Source organism: Thioclava sp. FR2, from assembly GCF_051200875.1.
Classification (GTDB): Bacteria; Pseudomonadota; Alphaproteobacteria; order Rhodobacterales; family Rhodobacteraceae; genus Pseudotabrizicola.
The window spans coordinates 3,074,465-3,093,024 of record NZ_CP195191.1 but is presented as its reverse complement, the minus strand read 5'-3'; the positions used below and the strand labels follow the sequence as shown (position 1 = coordinate 3,093,024).

At 61.1% G+C, this 18,560-nt stretch carries 18 protein-coding genes; 6 read left to right on the top strand and 12 right to left on the bottom strand.

Annotated elements, in window-relative coordinates:
* Nucleotides 1-84 precede the first annotated feature (84 nt).
* Nucleotides 85-1,251 carry an acetyl-CoA C-acyltransferase family protein gene (locus tag ACSBLW_RS14820; RefSeq protein ID WP_435257374.1) on the bottom strand — a complete coding sequence of 389 codons (1,167 nt, stop codon included), beginning with the start codon at nt 1,249-1,251 and terminating at the stop codon, nt 85-87.
* A 126-nt stretch (nt 1,252-1,377) separates the two neighbouring features.
* Between ACSBLW_RS14820 and ACSBLW_RS14815 the strand changes: the two genes are divergently transcribed.
* A complete protein-coding gene (locus ACSBLW_RS14815) occupies nt 1,378-2,508 on the top strand; it encodes an MFS transporter (protein WP_435257373.1) in 1,131 nt (376 codons plus the stop codon).
* A complete protein-coding gene (locus ACSBLW_RS14810; protein WP_435257372.1) occupies nt 2,483-2,812 on the top strand; it encodes a hypothetical protein in 330 nt (109 codons plus the stop codon). Before ACSBLW_RS14815 ends, ACSBLW_RS14810 begins: the two co-directional genes overlap by 26 nt.
* Here ACSBLW_RS14810 and ACSBLW_RS14805 read toward each other — a convergent pair.
* The 5 genes from ACSBLW_RS14805 to ACSBLW_RS14785 form a co-directional block, all read right to left on the bottom strand.
* The gene (locus ACSBLW_RS14805; RefSeq protein WP_435257371.1) at nt 2,803-3,537 is read right to left on the bottom strand and encodes a metallophosphoesterase; all 735 of its coding nucleotides are present in this window, start codon (nt 3,535-3,537) and stop codon (nt 2,803-2,805) included. The two genes, ACSBLW_RS14810 and ACSBLW_RS14805, sit on opposite strands and share 10 nt — an antisense overlap.
* Before the next feature lie 126 nt (nt 3,538-3,663).
* The gene (locus ACSBLW_RS14800) at nt 3,664-4,260 is read right to left on the bottom strand and encodes a dimethylsulfonioproprionate lyase family protein (protein ID WP_435257370.1); all 597 of its coding nucleotides are present in this window, start codon (nt 4,258-4,260) and stop codon (nt 3,664-3,666) included.
* 176 nt (nt 4,261-4,436) lie between these two features.
* Nucleotides 4,437-4,934: a hypothetical protein gene (locus ACSBLW_RS14795; RefSeq protein WP_435257369.1), complete on the bottom strand. Its 498-nt coding sequence runs from the start codon at nt 4,932-4,934 to the stop codon at nt 4,437-4,439.
* A gap of 537 nt (nt 4,935-5,471) precedes the next feature.
* Complete coding sequence (gene serA / locus ACSBLW_RS14790; RefSeq protein ID WP_435257368.1) at nt 5,472-7,079, bottom strand: phosphoglycerate dehydrogenase; 1,608 nt, start codon at nt 7,077-7,079, stop codon at nt 5,472-5,474.
* 65 nt (nt 7,080-7,144) lie between these two features.
* Complete coding sequence (locus tag ACSBLW_RS14785) at nt 7,145-8,299, bottom strand: phosphoserine transaminase (RefSeq protein ID WP_435257367.1); 1,155 nt, start codon at nt 8,297-8,299, stop codon at nt 7,145-7,147.
* 155 nt (nt 8,300-8,454) lie between these two features.
* Here ACSBLW_RS14785 and serB point away from each other — a divergent pair, with 155 nt between their 5' ends.
* The 3 genes from serB to ACSBLW_RS14770 are packed head-to-tail and all read left to right on the top strand — an operon-like array spanning nt 8,455 to nt 10,566.
* The gene (gene serB, locus ACSBLW_RS14780) at nt 8,455-9,330 is read left to right on the top strand and encodes a phosphoserine phosphatase SerB (RefSeq protein WP_435260126.1); all 876 of its coding nucleotides are present in this window, start codon (nt 8,455-8,457) and stop codon (nt 9,328-9,330) included.
* Nucleotides 9,327-9,794 carry a GNAT family N-acetyltransferase gene (locus tag ACSBLW_RS14775; protein WP_435257366.1) on the top strand — a complete coding sequence of 156 codons (468 nt, stop codon included), beginning with the start codon at nt 9,327-9,329 and terminating at the stop codon, nt 9,792-9,794. The genes serB and ACSBLW_RS14775 overlap by 4 nt, the downstream gene beginning before the upstream one ends.
* A 10-nt stretch (nt 9,795-9,804) precedes the next feature.
* Nucleotides 9,805-10,566: a TSUP family transporter gene (locus ACSBLW_RS14770; protein ID WP_435257365.1), complete on the top strand. Its 762-nt coding sequence runs from the start codon at nt 9,805-9,807 to the stop codon at nt 10,564-10,566.
* 101 nt (nt 10,567-10,667) lie between these two features.
* On the opposite strand, the gene zapE is transcribed toward ACSBLW_RS14770, so the two are convergent.
* Nucleotides 10,668-11,750 carry a cell division protein ZapE gene (gene zapE / locus ACSBLW_RS14765; protein WP_435260125.1) on the bottom strand — a complete coding sequence of 361 codons (1,083 nt, stop codon included), beginning with the start codon at nt 11,748-11,750 and terminating at the stop codon, nt 10,668-10,670.
* Between the two features lie 108 nt (nt 11,751-11,858).
* Between zapE and ACSBLW_RS14760 the strand changes: the two genes are divergently transcribed.
* Nucleotides 11,859-13,460 carry an alpha-glucosidase gene (locus ACSBLW_RS14760; protein ID WP_435257364.1) on the top strand — a complete coding sequence of 534 codons (1,602 nt, stop codon included), beginning with the start codon at nt 11,859-11,861 and terminating at the stop codon, nt 13,458-13,460.
* A gap of 249 nt (nt 13,461-13,709) precedes the next feature.
* Here ACSBLW_RS14760 and ACSBLW_RS14755 read toward each other — a convergent pair whose 3' ends face one another.
* The 5 genes from ACSBLW_RS14755 to ACSBLW_RS14735 form a co-directional block, all read right to left on the bottom strand.
* Nucleotides 13,710-14,162 carry an Imm26 family immunity protein gene (locus ACSBLW_RS14755; RefSeq protein ID WP_435257363.1) on the bottom strand — a complete coding sequence of 151 codons (453 nt, stop codon included), beginning with the start codon at nt 14,160-14,162 and terminating at the stop codon, nt 13,710-13,712.
* Nucleotides 14,163-14,311: 149 nt separating this feature from the next.
* Nucleotides 14,312-16,213 carry a beta-galactosidase gene (locus ACSBLW_RS14750; protein WP_435257362.1) on the bottom strand — a complete coding sequence of 634 codons (1,902 nt, stop codon included), beginning with the start codon at nt 16,211-16,213 and terminating at the stop codon, nt 14,312-14,314.
* Nucleotides 16,210-17,052, bottom strand: coding sequence for an SMP-30/gluconolactonase/LRE family protein (locus tag ACSBLW_RS14745; protein WP_435257361.1), 843 nt, complete (start codon nt 17,050-17,052; stop codon nt 16,210-16,212). The genes ACSBLW_RS14750 and ACSBLW_RS14745 overlap by 4 nt, the downstream gene beginning before the upstream one ends.
* The gene (locus ACSBLW_RS14740) at nt 17,049-17,657 is read right to left on the bottom strand and encodes a 2-dehydro-3-deoxy-6-phosphogalactonate aldolase (protein ID WP_435257360.1); all 609 of its coding nucleotides are present in this window, start codon (nt 17,655-17,657) and stop codon (nt 17,049-17,051) included. Before ACSBLW_RS14740 ends, ACSBLW_RS14745 begins: the two co-directional genes overlap by 4 nt.
* Nucleotides 17,654-18,559 (bottom strand): 2-dehydro-3-deoxygalactonokinase, encoded by a 906-nt coding sequence (locus ACSBLW_RS14735; RefSeq protein WP_435260124.1) that lies wholly within the window; start codon nt 18,557-18,559, stop codon nt 17,654-17,656. Before ACSBLW_RS14735 ends, ACSBLW_RS14740 begins: the two co-directional genes overlap by 4 nt.
* Nucleotide 18,560 lies beyond the last annotated feature (1 nt).

Below are 18,560 nucleotides of genomic sequence, written 5' to 3'. Positions count from 1 at the left end.
ACTTCCTCCCAAAACCACCTGTCACCCTGCGTACACCCCCTGTACACCCCCCGTGCAGACAGGGGGTGCCGGGAATTTTCAGGATCAGACCCGTTCGATCGCCAAAGCGATGCCCTGACCGCCGCCGATGCACATGGTGATCAGAGCCGTCTTTCCGCCCGTGCGTTCCAGTTCATGCATGGCCTTGACGACCAGAATGGCGCCGGTTGCCCCCACAGGGTGACCCAAAGCGACCGCGCCGCCATTGGGGTTAACCTTGGCCGGGTCGAGACCCAGTTCGCGGTTCACCGCGATGGCCTGTGCGGCAAAAGCCTCGTTCGATTCGACAACATCGAAGTCTGTCGGCTTCATCCCCAGCTTGGCGCAGAGGTTGCGCACCGCTGGCACCGGACCGACGCCCATAACCTTTGGGTCCACGCCCGCATGGGCATAGCCCATAAGCCGCGCCCGCGCCTTTGCCCCTGCCGGCACACCGCGCGACAGAACCAAGGCAGCGGCACCATCATTGATCCCGCTGGCATTGCCTGCCGTCACCGTGCCGTCTTTCTTGAAGACCGGCTTCAGGCCCGCCAAAGCCTCTAGCGTTGTCGACTTTGGATGTTCGTCGGTGTCAAAGACCACGGTGCCCTTGCGACCCTGCATTTCAATCGGAACGATCTGTTCAACGAAACGGCCCCCGGCGATGGCCGCGGCCGCGCGCTTTTGGCTTTCCAGCGCAAAGGCATCTTGTGCCGCGCGGCTGATGTCATGTTCGGCCGCGACGTTTTCAGCCGTGACGCCCATATGGCCGGTGCCGAACGGGCAGGTGAGTGCCCCGGTCATCATATCCAGCGCCTTGGTGTCCCCCATCTTTTGACCGAAACGGGCGGTTTGCAGGATATAGGGAGAGCGGCTCATGCAATCCGCTCCACCGGCGAGGGCAATCTCACAATCCCCCAGCATCAAGTGCTGCGCCGCCGACACGACAGCCTGCGCGCCCGACCCGCAAAGACGGTTGACGTTCAGGGCCGGGGTCGATTCCGGGATGCCGGCATTCATGGCCGCAACGCGGGACAGATACATGTCACGCGGCTCGGTGTTGATGATGTGGCCCATAACCACGTGTTCGATCTGGCCAGCGTCCAAACCAGAGCGGGAGATTGCGGCCTTGATGGCATGGGTCGCCACATCAATGGGGGCCATGCCCGACAGGGCCCCGCCAAAGGTGCCAATGGCCGTGCGTGCGCCGGAAAGAATGAAGATATCGGTCATGAAAGCCTCCTGAATCTGGGGGCGAGTGTAGCGGCTGAACAACGACTTGGGGAGATGACGTGGCGTCGATTGACACTGCGTCGCAGCAGGCAGAGAGATAGCGCAAACATTTTCCCAGAGGCCGAAATGAAAGAACTGATCCGGGCGAATTTCGGCTTGTTGGCGGCAGGGGTTGCGACCTTTGTGATGATGGGCGCGGGGCAGTCACTGTATGGGCCAGCCCTGCCCGCTTTTGCGCGCAACCTTGATCTGTCGATGGCGGCTGCGGCGTGGCTGGTCAGCGCCCATTGGATCGGATGCGCGATTGGCGTTGGCTTCATGTATTTTGCCGGAACCCGTGTTGTTCCGCGCCATGTGATTGCAACGATGGCCTTGGGTGCCGCCCTTGTGACCTTTGGGCCGGGTCGCTTTGGCGCCTTTGGTGGCGCGCTTGTCTTTGGGGCCGGCTATGGCGCGGCAACGGTGGTGTTCAACCCGCGCATCTTGCGCGCCTTTGGCGACAAGGGCACCGCCATGTTGAGCCTTTTGAACGCCAGCTTCGGGATCGGGGCTATTGCCATCCCGCTGATCTTTGTCTGGATGGGGTCGAACCCCGCACAAACCTTTGGATTGGTCACCGTCATGGCCATTGCGATCTGGCTTGGGGCTGGTCCCGCCGGCCGGACCGGATCGGCCAGTGCCGAGACTGTGGTTGCCGAGTTTCATCCGCATCTGGCCCTGCAACTTTTCGCCGTTGTCGGGATCGGGCTTGAAGCTTGCCTGATTGGGTTGGGGCCAACCGCCTTGATTGATCTGGGGCTAAGTGAAGAGTCGGCAGCGCAGCACCTGAGCGCTTTTTTCACCGCCTTTCTGGGCGCAAGGGTCGGGCTGGTGCTGGTTGCGCATCTGGTCGCCCCGTTCACCCTTTATATTGGCGCAATGCTGTTTTCGGTTGCCTGTCTGTCCTTGGGCCTGATCGTTTCTCCCGGGCCGTTCTTCGTCATCATCGGTCTGGCTGCGGGGCTCTATTTCCCAAGTTTCTATGTGTCGGCCAGCAAGGTCATGGGCGACCACCCGAAGACCCCGGCAACGATCATCGCCGCCGGATTGGTTGGAGGCATCTTGGCGCCCATTCTGCTGGGCGGCCTGTTGGATGAGATTGGTGGGCGAGGACTGTTCCTTGTGTTGATCATCGCGGCCGCCGGGGCAGCGGGGGCCGGGCTGGTTGTGCGACTGCGCTTGCCCGAACTGCGTGGCTCGGGCAGACTGGGCCTATGACGAGCCTGCGACCAGATACGAACTTGCGATTGGGGTGCCAGAGATGACCCCAGCCCGGATCATCCTGCTGGGCATGATCGGGGTCGTGTTTGCGGTCTGGGCGTTCCTGGCCTTTCGGGCCTTGTTCAGGCTGGCGGGTGTGCTTCGTCTGAGAACCGGCAAGATGTTTCCCGGCCCAAGAGATGCGCTATCTGCCCCGAAGGTGTTCTTGACGGACCATCTGTTTCGGCAAGACCGGAAGTATCTGGGCCTTATGACCCTGCTTGTTCTTCTCTTGGCTGCCGTCTCGGCCCGTCAACCCTGAGGGCGCAGGGGAATTCGGCCTTGTGGGGTCAGATGGAACACCTCGCGCCCTTCCAGCACGATCACCGAAAGCGGCCCGCCATAGGCGGCGGAACTGTCGATGTTCACGCGATTGCCGTAATGCGTCGGCGTTTCGATGGCGGTATGGCCGTGAATGACCAGCGGTCCGTGGCTTTCGGTATGGTCCAAGAAGGCCGCACGAATCCAGACAAGGTCATTCTCGTCCTGTTCTGACAGCGGGATGCCGGGGCGAATTCCCGCATGGACAAAAAGCAGATCGCCGATTTGGTGCGAAGTTTTCAGACCGTCGAGAAATGCCACATGCGCGGCCGGAACGGCGGCAATGGCATCGGCATGAACCGGCGCGACAGGACGGTCGCCCGGCGCATGGACACCGTAAGAGGCAAGCGTGTCTGGCCCGCCGAGACGCGGATGCAGCCAAGACAGATCAGGCCGCAAACCCGGCTCGGGCTCGTTCGGGTCGTTCAGAAACCGGCGGAACATGCGGTCGTGGTTGCCTTTCAGCACGACCCAGTCTTGCCCTTCGTTTTGACCTTGGATCAGAAAGTCGATGACGGCGCGGCTGTCAGGGCCGCGATCCACGAGATCGCCCACATGGACAACCTGCGCCGGACCATGCGTGGCCATATCGCGGGCGATCAGCTCATGCACGCCGTGCAAGAGGCCGATATGGCCGTGAATGTCGCCAATGGCATAGGCGCGCATCGCTTGCCCCCTTTTATCGCTGGCTTGGGCCTTGGTGGCCGCTGCTACGGGCGATGGTTACGGGATGGCGATGCAAGGGGCAACCCGTTGCAACCCTTGGTCACAAGACCGTCAGAACCCTGTTGCCTAGGGGTCGGGAAGGAAGCGGTAGGAATGGTTATTGATGTCACCGCTCCACCGCCAAAGCGCGACAAAGCCGGTATCGCCGGTGCGGAAGGCGTGGGGCATGTGCGAGGGGTGGTGAATGGCTTCGCCCGCATGACGCCAGCGGCGGTCATCGCCCGCGGTCCAGAGCGCGCTTCCGGCGATCAGAACATAGGTTTCGTCGGCGTCATGGTCATGCAAGGGATAGTAAGAACCGGGGCGCATGTATAGAAGGCCAAGGCGGAAATCCGGGCTGACAATCGGGCCATCGGGATCAAGCAAGGTGCAGACCGCAACCATCGCTGCGGCCTGTTCGGTCATCAGGCCCGCAACGGGATTGATGCCCCAGGGGATGAAATCCTGGGCGGCAAGAATGGCCTGTGCCACCGGCAGGGTCGAGAACGCAAGGCAGGCACGAATTTCGGCATCAAGGCTGCAGGGCTGATGCGCGGTGTCGAAAGGGCAACCCATTGCCAACCGAAGCTGGCGGGCCGTTTCCCGCGCTGCTGCACGGTCCTCGGCAGCATAGACATCGGATATCGCCGCAAGGGCCGTGTCGAGAAGGGAGGCATGAGACATGGCGCGCGCCTTTCGCGGATCTTCGCGGCAAAGGTGAGGGCCTTTTCGGAGAATATCTTGCGCGGAACGGATCGGAAATCGCCTGTTTGCGACCGGGTCTTGCGGCAGCAAGTCGCGCGAGGGACTTCACGTCAACGAAGCCTCCGGGACATATTCATGAACAGACGAAGGCAGGTTCATTGTTCTCTAGGATCAGAACTTTCGCCAATTACACGCGATTTCAGCCAATACCCCCGTTTGCCACGCAAATTTACATTCTCAACGCCCGGCATACGCGTCAATCGAGACCCTAGAGTATTCTTCTTGTCTGCGTCAGTCGCCCCCACGATAGGCAACCCACGCTGCAAAATTGCATCGTACATTTCATTACGGTTTAGCGGACGAGAAGCAGACGACAGAATTTCAGTAACGATTTCCTCAAACTGACGTACTTCCGAGGAAACCGAGCGGCGCCTTTTTGTGCCTGATGACTGACCCGATTCGGTCATCCCTTCATCTACGTGGCCATATCTAGTGGTTTGAACGTCAGGATCATCAGAATATTCACGGTTGCCTCCAAGCGCAGCGTCAATACGTGCTTGCAACTGCCTTTGCTCATCAATCAACGCACGCACCTCCGCAAGCCTTTGAAGTAGCTTGCTTTCTTCCAATTTCAATCTCGCCGCGATGTCCATGACGCCCCTCCGATTGCAAATACTTCTATCATGAATACGAATTTCATCAACAGAATTCGTTGCATATGGCGCAATTTTGCACCAATCCGTTGACGCAAGCGGCCGATCCGCGTATCTTCTTACAGAGAAATTCAGCTGGAGTGCCGTTTTGAAGATACCCAATCATCCTGTCCGTCCGCCGCGCGGGTCGCAGGAAAACAAAAACGCCAATCAGTCGTTACCTGATTGGCGTTCTAGCGGCAGGAGCCGGTGAGGCCCATGATACTATACATCGAAAGAAAGTATCGCATGGGGCCTCACCATTTTCAACCCTCATAAAAGGAGGTTGTCATGGAACGAAGGATCGTAGGACGGAAAACCGTACGGGTGCGGGACTATACGCGCGTCCGCTACGAAACGGTCGAACATGTTCGCTACCACTGGCGTCGCCCACCGTCTCGGTGACGACGCAGTAGGGTAAGTTGGCGGGTTCGCGTTTGCGAACCGCTGGCCGGACGCAATTTTGACGGGGAGGGCTGGATGCCCTCCCCTTTTTCCTTAGGCGCCTTCGAAATGCAGCGGCTTGACCTGTTGGAACATGCCGGTGGCCTCGAGCGTGTCGACGACTTTCGGGTCGATCGCCTGATCGAGGTAGAGAAGTGCGATCGCATCCTGGCCCACGCCGGAACGACCAAGGGTGAAGTTGGCGATGTTCACGCCATTCTTGCCCATGGTCATACCCAGAAGGCCGATGATGCCCGGCACGTCCTCGTTGGTGGTGTAGAGCATGTGTTCGCCGACTTCGGCGTCGATGTTGATGCCCTTGATCTGGATGAAGCGCGGCTTGCCATCGGAGAAGCAGGTGCCCGCGACCGAACGCTCACGCTTGTCGGTGACCATCGTGACCTTGATATAGGCATCGAAGGCGCCCGACTTGTCCTGACGGGTGGTCGAGATCTGGATGCCCTTGTCCTTGGCCACGACCGGAGCCGAGACGAGGTTCACATCGGGGTTCTGTGCCTTGAGCACGCCCGCGATCACCGACTGGTTCAGCGCGGCGATGTTCATGTCGGCTACGCGGCCATCGTAGAGGATGTTGATGGCCTTGATCGGCTCTTCGGTCATCTGGCCGATGAAGGCGCCCAGATGGCTGGCGAGTTTCACCCACGGGCCCATGACGGCGGCTTCTTCGGCGCTGACATTGGGCATGTTGAGCGCGTTTTGCACGGCGCCGGTCAGGAGATAGTCCGACATCTGTTCTGCGACTTGCAGGGCGACGTTTTCCTGCGCTTCGTTGGTTGAGGCGCCGAGGTGCGGGGTTACGACCACGTTCGGATGGCCGAACAGCACGTTTTCGGTGGCGGGTTCCACCTCGAACACATCGAGCGCAGCGCCAGCGACATGGCCCGCATCCAGTGCATCCTTGAGCGCGGCTTCGTCAATCAGGCCGCCGCGGGCGCAGTTGATGATGCGGACGCCTTTTTTGGTCTTGGCGAGGTTTTCGCGCGACAGGATGTTGCGGGTCTTGTCGGTCAGCGGGACGTGCAGGGTGATGAAATCGGCACGGGCGAGCAGTTCATCCAGCTCTACCTTGATCACGCCCAATTGCTTGGCGCGTTCTTCCGAAAGGAAGGGGTCGAAGGCGATGACCTTCATTTTCAGACCAACGGCGCGGTCGCAGACGATGCCGCCGATGTTGCCGGCGCCGATCACACCAAGGGTCTTGTTGAAAAGTTCAACGCCCATGAATTTGGACTTTTCCCATTTGCCAGCGTGGGTCGAAACCGATGCTTCGGGCAGCTGGCGGGCAACGGCGAACATCATGGCGATGGCATGTTCGGCAGTGGTGATCGAATTGCCGAAGGGCGTGTTCATCACGATCACGCCTTTTTTCGAGGCGGCCGGAATATCGACGTTATCGACGCCGATCCCGGCGCGGCCCACGACCTTGAGGTTGGTGGCATTGGCCAAAAGCTTGTCGGTCACCTTGGTGGCCGAGCGGATGGCGAGACCGTCATATTGACCGATGATTTCAGCCAGCTTTTCCTTGTCTTTGCCAAGTTTCGGCATGTAGTCGACTTCGACGCCACGGTCGCGGAAGATCTGGACGGCGGTTTCAGAAAGTTCGTCGGAAACGAGAACACGCGGTTTGGTTTGGGGGGCCATGCTCGGGCTCCTTGTATCTTTGGGGATATGGGGGGTGGCGGGGCCTGTCGCCCCGCCGAATGATCTTAGGCCGCAGCGGCAAGGGCGGCGATTTCCGCCTCGAACGCCCATTCCAGCCAAGGCATCAGGGCCGCGACATCGGCGGTTTCTACCGTCGATCCGCACCAGATGCGCAGGCCTGCAGGGGCATCGCGATAGGCGCCGATATCAAGGGCGACACCCTCTTTTTCCAGACGCTTGGCTATGGCCTTGGCAAAGGCGGCGCCGTCAGTGATGCGCGGATCGGTGAATTTCAGGCAGACGCTGGTGGTCGAGGCCGTGGCCGGGTCTTCGGCGAGGTTGGCGATCCAGTCATGCGCGGCCACGAAATCGTGGATGACCTGTGCATTGGCTTCGGCGCGGGCGATCAGCGCCTTTTGGCCGCCGATGGCCTTGGCCCATTTCAGAGTGACAAGGTAATCTTCAACGGCCAGCATCGACGGCGTGTTGATGGTTTCACCCACGAAGATGCCTTCGGAAATCTTGCCCTTCGAGGTCAGGCGGAAGACCTTTGGCAGCGGCCATGCGGGGGTATAGGTTTCCAACCGTTCCACCGCGCGGGGCGACAGGATCAGCATGCCATGCGCGCCTTCGCCGCCCAGCACCTTTTGCCAGGAGAAGGTCACGACATCGAGCTTGTCCCACGGCAGGTCCATTGCAAAGGCGGCCGAGGTGGCGTCGCAGATGGTCAGGCCCTGACGGTCGGCCGGGATGGCATTGCCATTCGGGACGCGGACACCCGAGGTGGTGCCGTTCCAGGTAAAGACGACATCAGAGTTGAAATCGACGGTGGTCAGGTCAACGATCTGGCCATAGGGGGCCTTTTTGACGGTGGCATCCAGCTTCAGCTGTTTCACAACGTCGGTGACCCAGCCTTCGCCAAAGCTTTCCCAAGCCAGCATTTCCACCGGGCGGGCGCCCAGCATCGTCCACATCGCCATTTCGACAGCGCCGGTATCAGAGCCGGGAACGATGCCGATGCGGTAATCGGCGGGGACGCCGAGAATTTCACGGGTAAGGTCAATCGCCTCTTTCAGCTTGGCCTTGCCAACAGCGGCACGGTGCGAGCGGCCCAAGGGCGCATCAGCAAGCATATCAAGGGAGTAACCGGGGATCTTGGCGCAGGGGCCAGAAGAAAAGCGCGGGTTTGCCGGGCGCTGTGCCGGGGCGGTCATTGCCATGTCTGGTATCCTTCCAGATATATGCCCTTCGTTGGGGAAGGGTGTCCCGCCGCTGTGGATATATGGGCACCTGATCTGGCACAAGCGGGAAAATGAGGCTAAAGCGTCGCATCTACCCCTGAAAACGACGCGCCTTGTTCACGATCGGAAACCTGATGTTTGTCGCTACACTTTTGACCAACCCCGAAACCCCTGTTCTGGACCGTGTCACCGTTGAATCGCTGCGCAATGCCTGGGGCGGGGGTGACGCGAAATGGCTGAACCCCGGCGTGGCGGCAGAGTTTCCGCTGGAGGCCATGCCCGCGAATCTGTGGGAGGTTTGGGGCGGATTGCAGGCGCTGAAGGTGGATCTGGCCGTGCAACCTGCACAGGGGCGCAAGAAGCGGATGCTGATTGCCGATATGGATTCGACGATGATTCAGCAGGAATGCATCGACGAATTGGCGGACGAGGCCGGTGTCGGGGCCTATGTCGCCGACATCACAAAACGCGCGATGAATGGCGAATTGGATTTTGAGGACGCACTGCGCGAACGGGTCGGGCTGCTGAAGGGTCTGCCGGTTTCGGTCATTGATGATGTGATCCGCGACCGCATCACCCTGATGCCGGGGGGCAAGGTGCTGCTGGCCACCATGCGGGCCAATGGGGCCTATGCGGCCTTGGTATCAGGCGGCTTCACCTCTTTCACGGCGCGGATCGCCGCGGTTCTGGGCTTTGACGAGAACCGCGCCAACACGCTGCTGGTTCATGGCGAAACGCTGGCCGGAGAGGTGGCCATGCCGATCCTTGGCAAACAGGCCAAACTGGACAGCCTGAACGAAATCTCGGCCCGGTTGGGGATCACGCCCGAAGACGCGGTGGCCGTGGGCGATGGTGCGAATGATCTGGCCATGCTGAACCGTGCCGGAATGGGCGTCGCCCTGCATGCAAAGCCTTCGGTTCAGGCCCAATGTTCGGTGCGGGTGAACCACGGCGATCTGACGGCGCTATTGTACTTGCAAGGCTATGACGCCGAGGACTTTGTGAAGTGATCATCCGCAGGGCCGAGGTCAAGGATGGGGGCCAGATGGCGGCCCTGTTGAACCGCATCATCGCCATTGGCGGCACGACCGCGCATGAGGTGGCAAAATCGGCCGCGACGGTTCGGCGGGATTACATCGACGGGCCAGATTGCATCACCTCGGTCGTGGCAGAAGAGGGTGATACGATCCTTGGCTGGCAGGCCATCGGCTGGTGGCAGGGCGATGCGCATATCGGGTCTTTTGTCGATCCCGAGACCCATGCAAAGGGGATCGGTGCGGCAATGTTTGCAATGACGGTGGATCTGGCGCGCCAGGCGGGACTTGCCGACATTCACGCCTCGATCCGTGCCGATAATGTGCCGGGGCTGGCCTATTACGCGCGGATCGGATTTACAGACGCAAGCTCCGACCCCGGATTTGCCCTGAGCGATGGCCGCGTGGTGGGGCGCGTCAATCGGATCTACCAATTATAAGCAGTTGACCATGTTCGAAGTTGCAGCCGATCTTGCCCTCCTTCTTGTCTTTGCGGGTTTTCTGGCGGGCTTTGTTGATGCCATTGCCGGGGGCGGCGGGTTGATTACTGTCCCTGCCCTGTTGCTGGCAGGCGCCTCGCCCGTCGAAGCCTTGGCCACGAACAAGCTGCAAGGCACTTTTGGCTCTGCCACGGCGGCGCTGTCATATGCGCGGGCTGGCAAGGTTGATCTGCGATCACAGGCGCGGATGGCACTGGTTTCCGGCGCGGCCGGAGCAGCGGGGGCAATGGTTGCGCATCTGATCCCGGCCGAGGTTTTGCGCCTGATCATGCCGATCATTCTGGTCGCCGTGGCGCTGTTTTTCGCCCTGAAACCGGGACTGTCAGACGAAGACCGCGTTCAGCGCATGACCCCTGCCCTGTTCACCTTTACCGCCGTGCCGCTGATTGCGGCCTATGACGGATTTTTTGGCCCCGGAACCGGCAGTTTCTTCATGCTGGGCTTTGTCATGCTGGCGGGCTATGGGGTCCTGAAGGCCACGGCCCATACCAAGCTGTTGAATTTCGCGTCAAACTTCGGGTCGCTGCTGGTCTTTGTCTTTTCCGGCGCGACCTGGTGGATCGTCGGCTTGTGCATGGCCTTGGCACAAATTGCGGGGGCCTATGTCGGCGCTAAACTGGCGATGCGGATCGGGGCGCGTCTGATCAAGCCCTTGCTGGTTGCAACCTCAACCGCGATGGCCGCGCGCCTTTTGTGGCAGGTCTGGGGCTGAGCCGGAACCGGATCTGGGGGCGCTGCCCCCCTACGCGTTTTGGCCAAGGCCAAACCGCTCCCCCCGGGATATTTGGACCAAGATAAAGGCCAAAAGGCAGGTCAGGACTTGCCCCAGTCGGCGGCCTGCATTTCGCGCAAGCGGCTGGCTGTGCGTTCGAATTCAAAAGCGCCGGTGCCTTCGAGATACAGCCGTTCCGGTTCATCCGCGGCTGAGCAGATCAGCCGCACCTTTGCCTCGTAAAGCGCATCAATCAGGGTAACGAAGCGTTTCGCCTCATTGTAATTCGAGGCCGAAAGGGTTGGGATGTCTTCGAGGATCAGGACGCGAACTGCATCGGCGATGGCGAGATAATCACCCGGGCCAAGCGGGCGGGCGCAGAGTTCCCAGAAGCTGGCACGCCCAACCCCGTTTGCATATTGCGGCAGTTCGACCTCTCGCCCATTGACGGGCAGGCGGAGCGGCTGGCCCTTTGAAGCCCCTGTCAGATCTTCCCAGATCGCCGCAATTTCCCCTCGCACCTGCCCGGCGGGGTGGAAATAGACCTTCGCCCCTTGCAGGCGATGCTGGCGATAATCGTTCGGGCTTTCGAGTTCGACCACATTCAGCTTTTCGCGGATAAGGTCGATGAAAGGCAGAAAAAGCTGACGGTTCAGCCCATTCTTGTAAAGCTCTTCAGGAACCCGGTTGGAGGTGGTGACGATGACAACCCCGGCCGCAAAAAGCCGCTCGAACAGGCGGCCCACGATCATCGCATCGGTGATGTCGGTGATCTGGATTTCATCGAAGGCCAAGAGCCGCAGGTCTTTCGACACCGCCTCGGCCACCGGAATGATGGGGTCTTCGACACCGCGTTTTCGGGCAGCATGAATGGATTTGTGGATTTCCTGCATGAAGGCATGGAAATGTACCCGGCGTTTCTGGGTGATCTGGGTGGCGTCGGTGAAGAGGTCCATCAGCATGGATTTGCCGCGCCCAACCCCGCCCCAAAGATAAAGCCCCTTTGGCGGCTGGATCGGTTTTGCGAAGAGACCCGCGAAAAGCCCGGTGCGGCGCGTGGAATGGGTTTCGAGCCAAAGCCGCAATTCTTCAAGCTTGGGCAGGACAGCATGCTGGGCCGGGTCGGAACGCAATGTTCCCGCCTCGATCCGCTGGTCGTAAATTTCGCTCAGAGTCAATCGCATGTGTTCCGTATACCGTGGCATGCGGTGGCGCGGCAACCTGTCTGAAATGCGGCTTGTTGTTCCGTCTCAAAACGGTTTGGATATCTGAAAGTACTTTTGGGGGCGAAAATGGGCGAATGGTGGCGTGGTTCAGTGACCTATCAGGTCTATCCCCGGTCGTTTCAGGATTCGGATGGCGATGGAATCGGTGACCTGCAAGGGATCACGGCCCGTCTGCCCTATCTGGCGGATTTGGGGGTGGAGGCGATCTGGCTTTCGCCGATCTTCAAGAGCCCGATGGCGGATATGGGCTATGACGTTTCGGATTACACCGACATTGACCCCTTGTTCGGGTCGCTTGCGGATTTTGACGCGCTGGTGGCCCGGGCACATGAGTTGGGGCTGAAGGTAATCATTGATCAGGTGATTTCACATTCGTCTGACCAGCATCCGTTCTTTCAAAACAGCCGTTTGGCGCGAGACGCAGAAAAGGCGGATTGGTATGTCTGGGCCGATGCGAAAGCCGATGGCAGCCCGCCGAACAACTGGCTGTCGGTTTTTGGCGGCAGTGCCTGGGAATGGGACAGCCGGCGGCGGCAGTATTATCTGCACAACTTCTTGCCAAGCCAGCCGGACCTGAATTTCCACAACCCGGCAGTGCAGGATTGGGCGCTGTCGGTGCTGCGCTTCTGGTTGGAGCGGGGGGTGGATGGGTTTCGGCTGGATACGGTGAACTACTATTTCCACGATGACCAATTGCGCTCGAACGGACCATTGGTGCCCAAGGACAACCGCCCGCCGGTGAACCCTTATGAATTGCAGGACCATGAATTCTCGAAATCGCGGCCCGAGAATATCGGTTGGCTAGAGCGGATGCGGGCGCTGCTGGACGAATATGAGGGCCGCACCATGGTGGGCGAGGTGGGCGACGCGCCCTATCGCAACGTGCAGATCATGGCGGAGTATACGCGGCCGGGACGGCTGCATATGGCCTATAGTTTTGACATGCTGGGGCCGGAGTTCACGCCCGCGCATTTCCGCGAGAAGATTGAAGGCTTCTTTCAGGGTGCGCCGGATGGCTGGCCGATGTGGGCCTTTTCCAATCATGACGTGATCCGCCATGCGACGCGGTGGGAGGGACATGGGGCCGAGGGGGCAGTCGCAAAGCTGGCCTGCGCGATGCTGCTTAGTTTCGAGGGGTCGATCTGTCTCTATCAGGGTGAGGAGCTGGGGCAGCTTGAAACCGAGATCGAATTCCACGAATTGACCGACCCGCCGGGCATTCGGTTCTGGCCCGATTACAAGGGGCGGGATGGGTGCCGGACGCCGATGGTTTGGGATGCGTCAGAGCAGGGTGGGTTCACGACCGGGACGCCTTGGCTGCCAGTGAAGGCGCCGCAGTTGAAGCGCAATGTTGGGGATCAAGCCGGGGTGGCGGGGTCGGTGCTGGAGTTTTACCGCGAGATGCTGGCCTATCGGCGGGCCACACCGGCCTTGCGGCTGGGTCGGACGCGGTTCGTGGATTTGCCTGATCCGGTGCTGGGGTTCTTCCGGGGGGAGGAGTTGGCCTGCCTGTTCAACCTGTCCCCGCGCCCGGTTTCGATAGCGGCCGAGGGCGCATTGGATGGCCCCCGTCATGCCGCGCATCTTGAGGGCGGACGGTTGACCCTTGGGCCGAACGGGTTCTGTTTCCTGATGGCCGGTGAGGCTGGGCTTTCGGTCGGGGCGTGAGGGACGCAAGGAGCGTCCCCGTCGTGGACGTTTTTTTCTATTCGTGAAATCAGTGAGTTAGCCCCTTGATTTTAGAGTTTCTTAAGGATTGAGGATCGCACGAGGGTTTTCTGGCCGGGTTGCGCGCTATCGGGCTGGGCGAGATCTGGCAGAGTCGAGGCAAGCCCCGACCTACGCCGGACGGGCGTTTCTGTGAAAGGAGCGGGCTGAAGACTGACCTGCGATCTGCCCAAGCCCTATGGGCTACGATCAAGGGGTTAAAGAGTTGACCCAGATGTTTTGCCGACCCGAGAAGTGATCAGACAGACGGGACTCGACTTGCCCCCGCGACCAAACGGCGGCGCGTTCAAGACCGACGCAGTCTTGCCGCGTGGAAAGGACAAATGCGCCGTCGCGATAGAGGTAGTGGTTACCGTTCAGCGCATCTTTCTTGAAATAGGTCGTGCCGGTCTGTTCCTTTGGGGTGAGCGCCATTTCCCCCAATTTTTGCCACGAGGTCCGACCAGATTGTGCGGATTTGTCAACCCAGATGCGAAACAGCGGATCGCCCAAAGCAAAGGGATCGGGCGGCATTTCTGGCACTGGAATGCGGGCATCGAAGAACACGACTTCGGGGAAGATCAAGGCCTTGGCAAAGCTGAACGTGCCATCTGGCAGGGGAATGGCGAAGACGCGCCCACGAAAGTCGGGGATTTTGGCCAATTTGGCGCCTCCACAGGCACATGTTTCGGGTGACCGACTGTTGGACAGGGCAAGGGGGCGCTGCCCCCTTTCGCGGCTTGGCCCCTTGGGCCAAACCGCTGACCCCCGGGATATTTAAGGACAGAAAATGGTAGGGCCGACGTCAGCCTTCAGAGCTTTTGCCAGTGGACGCCCGCAGGGGGGATGGTGGTTCCGGCCCATTCGACGGGAACGGGGTTGTAGTTGAACCAGAAGCGGTGCGTGGCGCTATCGCGGCGGCGCAGGCCCTCGGGCAGCGGGTCGATGGGGAGGTCTGCCCGGGTGAGCGCGTCGGTCAGGAGGCGGTCGAGTGTGGCGTCATCGGGCCAGCCTGCGAGGTAGGAGAGGCGGCCATTTGTGACGAGGGCAGGCCAGCCGTCATCCGAGCTTTCGACGACAGAGGCGGAGGTTTCCAGCTTTTCGCGCCAGTGCAGGAATTGGCCGCCGTTCTGGAGAGGAACCGGCACATCGGGCGGCAGGCTTTCGACGCGGGCCACAGTTGCGGAGAGCCCCGGCAAATCGGGGGGAAGCGGCACGGGAGTGGCGAAATCGGCGGTTTTGGCGTTGGTGCGGGGGCCGATCAGGCTGTGGCCCTGATGCGCGGCAAGGGCTGTCAGAAGTTCGGGCGAGAGGGTTGCCACGCCGGGGGCGAGGACGAGGCTGTAGGCCGAGAGGTCAGTGGTGTCGGGCGGCAGGATATCGACATTCTGGCCCAGACGGCGGAGGCCGCGGTAGAAGTGGAAGGCCAGCCGGAAATAGTCGAAATCGCGGCCCTGCGGCTGGACCTGCCAGGCCCAGGCGGATTCGTAATCAAAGACCAGTGCGACCGGGGCCTTTGCTGAGTCTTGGTTTGGCATTTCGGCCAGTTCACGGGCGACCTTTTCCGCCTCGTGGAAAGCGGGGGCGGGGGCGCTGTCAGGGCGCAAGAGGCCCGCATGCATCTGTTCTTGTGCAAAGGGGGCCTGACGCCAACGGAAATAGCAGACGGCCTCGGCCCCATGGGCGAAGGCCTCCCACGCCCAGAGGCGGGCCATGCCGGGCAGCGGATCGGGGTTGTAAGGCGCCCAGTTCACGGGGCCGGGCTGTTGTTCCATGATCCACCAGCGGCCCCGGCCAACAGCGCGGTAGAGGTCATGGTGGAAGGCCTGAAAATCGGGATCGCCTTGGCGGACGAAGCGGCGCTTGTGATCGGCATCCGCGGTCAGGCGGTCTGACAGGAAGCCCAAGGGATAGGCATCCCATGAGGCGATATCCAGATCGGCGCCGACCTTGAAATGGTCGAAATCGGTGATCTGGCCCATGTAGTTATGGGCGATAGGGGCCATTGAATACTTGCGGATGATGTCGGTCTGGATGCGGTTGAATTCCACCACCATGTCGCTGGCAAAGCGGCGGTAGTCCATCCAGTGGCTGGGGTTCGCCTCGGTCACCGTGAGGTTCGGGAGGCCCACCTCGTCAAAGCTGGCGTAATCCATCGACCAGAAGACATTGCCCCAAGCGCGGTTCAGGGCCTGAGGGGATTGGTACTTCTGCGCGAGCCAATTGCGGAAGGCGGTCAGGGCAACCGGGGAGTAGGAAAGCACCGTGTCATGGCAGGCATATTCGTTATCGGTTTGCCACGCGGCGACATGGGGGTTTTGTCCGTAGCGTTCGGCCATGGCTGTGACGATGCGGGCGCACTCTGTCCGGTAGCCGGGGTGGGCGAAATCGTAATGGCGGCGGGAGCCGAAACCGCGGGTGCGGCCATCGCGGTCAACGGCCAGCATGTCGGGGTGGCGGTCGATCATCCAGCGGGGGGGCGTAGCGGTTGGGGTGCCAAGGACGACTTTCAGGCCGTGGCGGCCCAAGGTGGCGATGGCGCGGTCAAGCCAATCCCAGTCCCATGTGCCGGGAGTGGGTTCCATCCGTGCCCATGCGAATTCGCCGATGCGGACCCATGTCAGGCCAAGGGCGGCCATGCGGGCGGCGTCTTCCTCCCACTGCTGTTCTGGCCAATGTTCGGGGTAGTAGCAGACGCCAAGCGTGCGTTTCACAAGATCACCTGATGTTCGGTTTGGCCTTTGGCCACGCCCTTGGCCATGAAGGTTTTGCCAGCATGGGGGAAGGCCGCGCGCGCGGCGGTATCCATGCCTTGCAGGGCGGTGGTGCAGTAAAGCGTGTCGCCCCCAAAGGCGGGGCACGAGGTATGGGGGGCATCGAACGCGACGTGGTGGACACGGCGGCCATCGCGACCATAGGCCGAGACGCGGGCAGAGCCCCATTCGGCAAGCCATGTCAGGCCGTTGGCGTCGACCACCGCGCCATCCGGGTTCAGGCCTTCGGCCGAGAGGTCAAGAAAGACCTCTGGTTCGCCTTTTGGCCAGCCGTCGGTATCCAGCGCCACGCGCATGACGCGGCCTGTGACGGTGTCGGAAAACTGGGCGGTGCGGCCATCGGGCGGAAAGCAGATGGAGTTTGAAATGGTGATCTTGTCGAAGAGTTTGCGGAGCGTGCCGCGATAAAAGCGCCAGATCGCCCCTGCCCCGGATTCGGCATTCTTGCCCATCGTGCCAATCCAGAAGCCGCCTTGCGGATCGGCGCGGCCATCGTTGGATCGGGTCGTGGGGTTGTCGGCGTCGAGCGCAGTGACAGTCTCAGAAGCGCCTGTTTCAAGGTGAAAGCGGAAGAGGCGCGTTTCGCTGGCGACCAAGAGTTCGTTCTGGCTGACCCAACCTGCGGCGCTGACGATTTCGGGGAAACGCCATTCCTGCTGTTCATCGCCCATGCGGGTCATCAGACGTCGACCGAGGATATCGAACCAGAAAAGCTGGGCGCGACCGGGATGCCAGAGCGGGCCTTCACCAAGGTCACAGGGGCGGTCATCAAAGATCATCCCAGAACCTCGTCATAGGCGGCTACGATCTTTGCAGCTTTCTCGGCCACTTCGTCCGCGGAAAGGCCGGGGGTGTAAAGCGCAGTGCCAATGCCAAAGCCATCTGCACCCGCATCAACCCATTGGGCAAAGTTGGCCGGACCTGCCCCGCCGACAGCAAAGACCTTTGTCCCCTTGGGCAACACGGCGCGAATGGCTTTCAGCCCGTCGGGGCCGATCAGAGAGCCAGGGAAAAGTTTCAATCCGTCAGCCCCAGCCTTTAGCGCGGCGAAGCATTCGGACGGTGTCATCACGCCGGGCCAGCTTTGCATGCCCAGCTTTTTGGTGAAGCGGATCACCTCGGGGTCGCAATTGGGGGAAACGATCAGGCGGCCACCCGCATCCTTCACATCCTGCACCTGATCTGGCGTCAACACTGTCCCCGCCCCGATCTGCGCCAGTGCCCCCAGTTTATCGACCATTGCCACGATCGAGGTCATGGGCTGCGGAGAGTTCAGCGGCACCTCGATCCGGGTGATCCCGGCGTCGACAAGGGCGCGGGCGACGGGAATGGCATCGGGTGGGGTGATCCCACGAAGAATGGCGATCAGATTGCGGTGGCTCATACGGTCTTCTCTGTTTGGCGGGCAAGGCTGGCCAACCCGGCAAGGGTACATTCACTGCCCGGCAAGATGCGGGCGGTCACGCCTTGGGCGGCAAGCGCACGGGCATAGGCACGCGACAACTTTTCCGCGCCAATCAGCGCGACGGACTGCCCCAACCAATAGGGTTTCGAGGCCGCAAGTTCCACTCCAATCAAAAGGCCCGACAGCCGAGACCGTGCTGCCGTTGCGTCAAGTTCGGCGATCAGCCCCTCGGCCCGCAGGGAAAACAGCTTTGCCCCCAGACGTTCTGGCCGCGACAGGGCCTCGGCCACGCCTTGGTCGAAGGCGGCATCGTCCCAACCGCCGCCCTGCATCCCGTGACGCAGAACGGATTGTTCGGACATCAGGGCGAACATCTCTCCCGTCATGAATGTCTGAAAACTGACCACCTCGCCCGCGCTAACATGGGCCCATTTGGAATGGGTTCCGGGCAGGCACAGGACACCGTCAAAATTCGGGGTCAGGGCCAAGGCCCCGGCGATCTGGGTTTCTTCGCCGCGCATCACATCGGCGGGCGAGATCTGTTTCAGGCCCGGTGCGATCCTGACCTGAATGCGGGGGTCGCGGGTTGGTACCGAGACAAGGCCACTGGCGTCAACCGGAGCACAGGGCACGGTGCGATAGGGGGCCTCGTGCCAGCCTTGACGGCTGCCGACCATGCCGCAGGCGATGACGGGCACTGGTCTGTCGCCCAGCCAAGGGGAAATCAGGCGCAGAAGGGCTGCTTCGAATTCCGAGGACTGTAGCCCCCCCATGCCCTCGTCTGAGGCTGCCTCGGCCAGGATCGCCTCTGGCCCCATGGCCCAAACCCGTAAGTTGCTGGTGCCCCAGTCAACGGCGATCCAGTCGGGGCGGATGGGCATG

What these genes read in the sequence shown, in the direction of transcription:
- zapE (WP_435260125.1), bottom strand. Translation starts at nt 11,750, where the DNA reads ATGCGATTGACTCTGAGCGAAATTTACGACCAGCGGATCGAGGCGGGA.
- ACSBLW_RS14760 (WP_435257364.1), top strand. Translation starts at nt 11,859, where the DNA reads ATGGGCGAATGGTGGCGTGGTTCAGTGACCTATCAGGTCTATCCCCGG.
- serB (WP_435260126.1), top strand. Translation starts at nt 8,455, where the DNA reads ATGTTTGTCGCTACACTTTTGACCAACCCCGAAACCCCTGTTCTGGAC.
- ACSBLW_RS14805 (WP_435257371.1), bottom strand. Translation starts at nt 3,537, where the DNA reads ATGCGCGCCTATGCCATTGGCGACATTCACGGCCATATCGGCCTCTTG.
- ACSBLW_RS14785 (WP_435257367.1), bottom strand. Translation starts at nt 8,299, where the DNA reads ATGGCAATGACCGCCCCGGCACAGCGCCCGGCAAACCCGCGCTTTTCT.
- ACSBLW_RS14800 (WP_435257370.1), bottom strand. Translation starts at nt 4,260, where the DNA reads ATGTCTCATGCCTCCCTTCTCGACACGGCCCTTGCGGCGATATCCGAT.
- ACSBLW_RS14815 (WP_435257373.1), top strand. Translation starts at nt 1,378, where the DNA reads ATGAAAGAACTGATCCGGGCGAATTTCGGCTTGTTGGCGGCAGGGGTT.
- ACSBLW_RS14770 (WP_435257365.1), top strand. Translation starts at nt 9,805, where the DNA reads ATGTTCGAAGTTGCAGCCGATCTTGCCCTCCTTCTTGTCTTTGCGGGT.
- ACSBLW_RS14820 (WP_435257374.1), bottom strand. Translation starts at nt 1,251, where the DNA reads ATGACCGATATCTTCATTCTTTCCGGCGCACGCACGGCCATTGGCACC.
- ACSBLW_RS14740 (WP_435257360.1), bottom strand. Translation starts at nt 17,657, where the DNA reads ATGAGCCACCGCAATCTGATCGCCATTCTTCGTGGGATCACCCCACCC.
- serA (WP_435257368.1), bottom strand. Translation starts at nt 7,079, where the DNA reads ATGGCCCCCCAAACCAAACCGCGTGTTCTCGTTTCCGACGAACTTTCT.
- ACSBLW_RS14795 (WP_435257369.1), bottom strand. Translation starts at nt 4,934, where the DNA reads ATGGACATCGCGGCGAGATTGAAATTGGAAGAAAGCAAGCTACTTCAA.
- ACSBLW_RS14735 (WP_435260124.1), bottom strand. Translation starts at nt 18,559, where the DNA reads ATGCCCATCCGCCCCGACTGGATCGCCGTTGACTGGGGCACCAGCAAC.
- ACSBLW_RS14745 (WP_435257361.1), bottom strand. Translation starts at nt 17,052, where the DNA reads ATGATCTTTGATGACCGCCCCTGTGACCTTGGTGAAGGCCCGCTCTGG.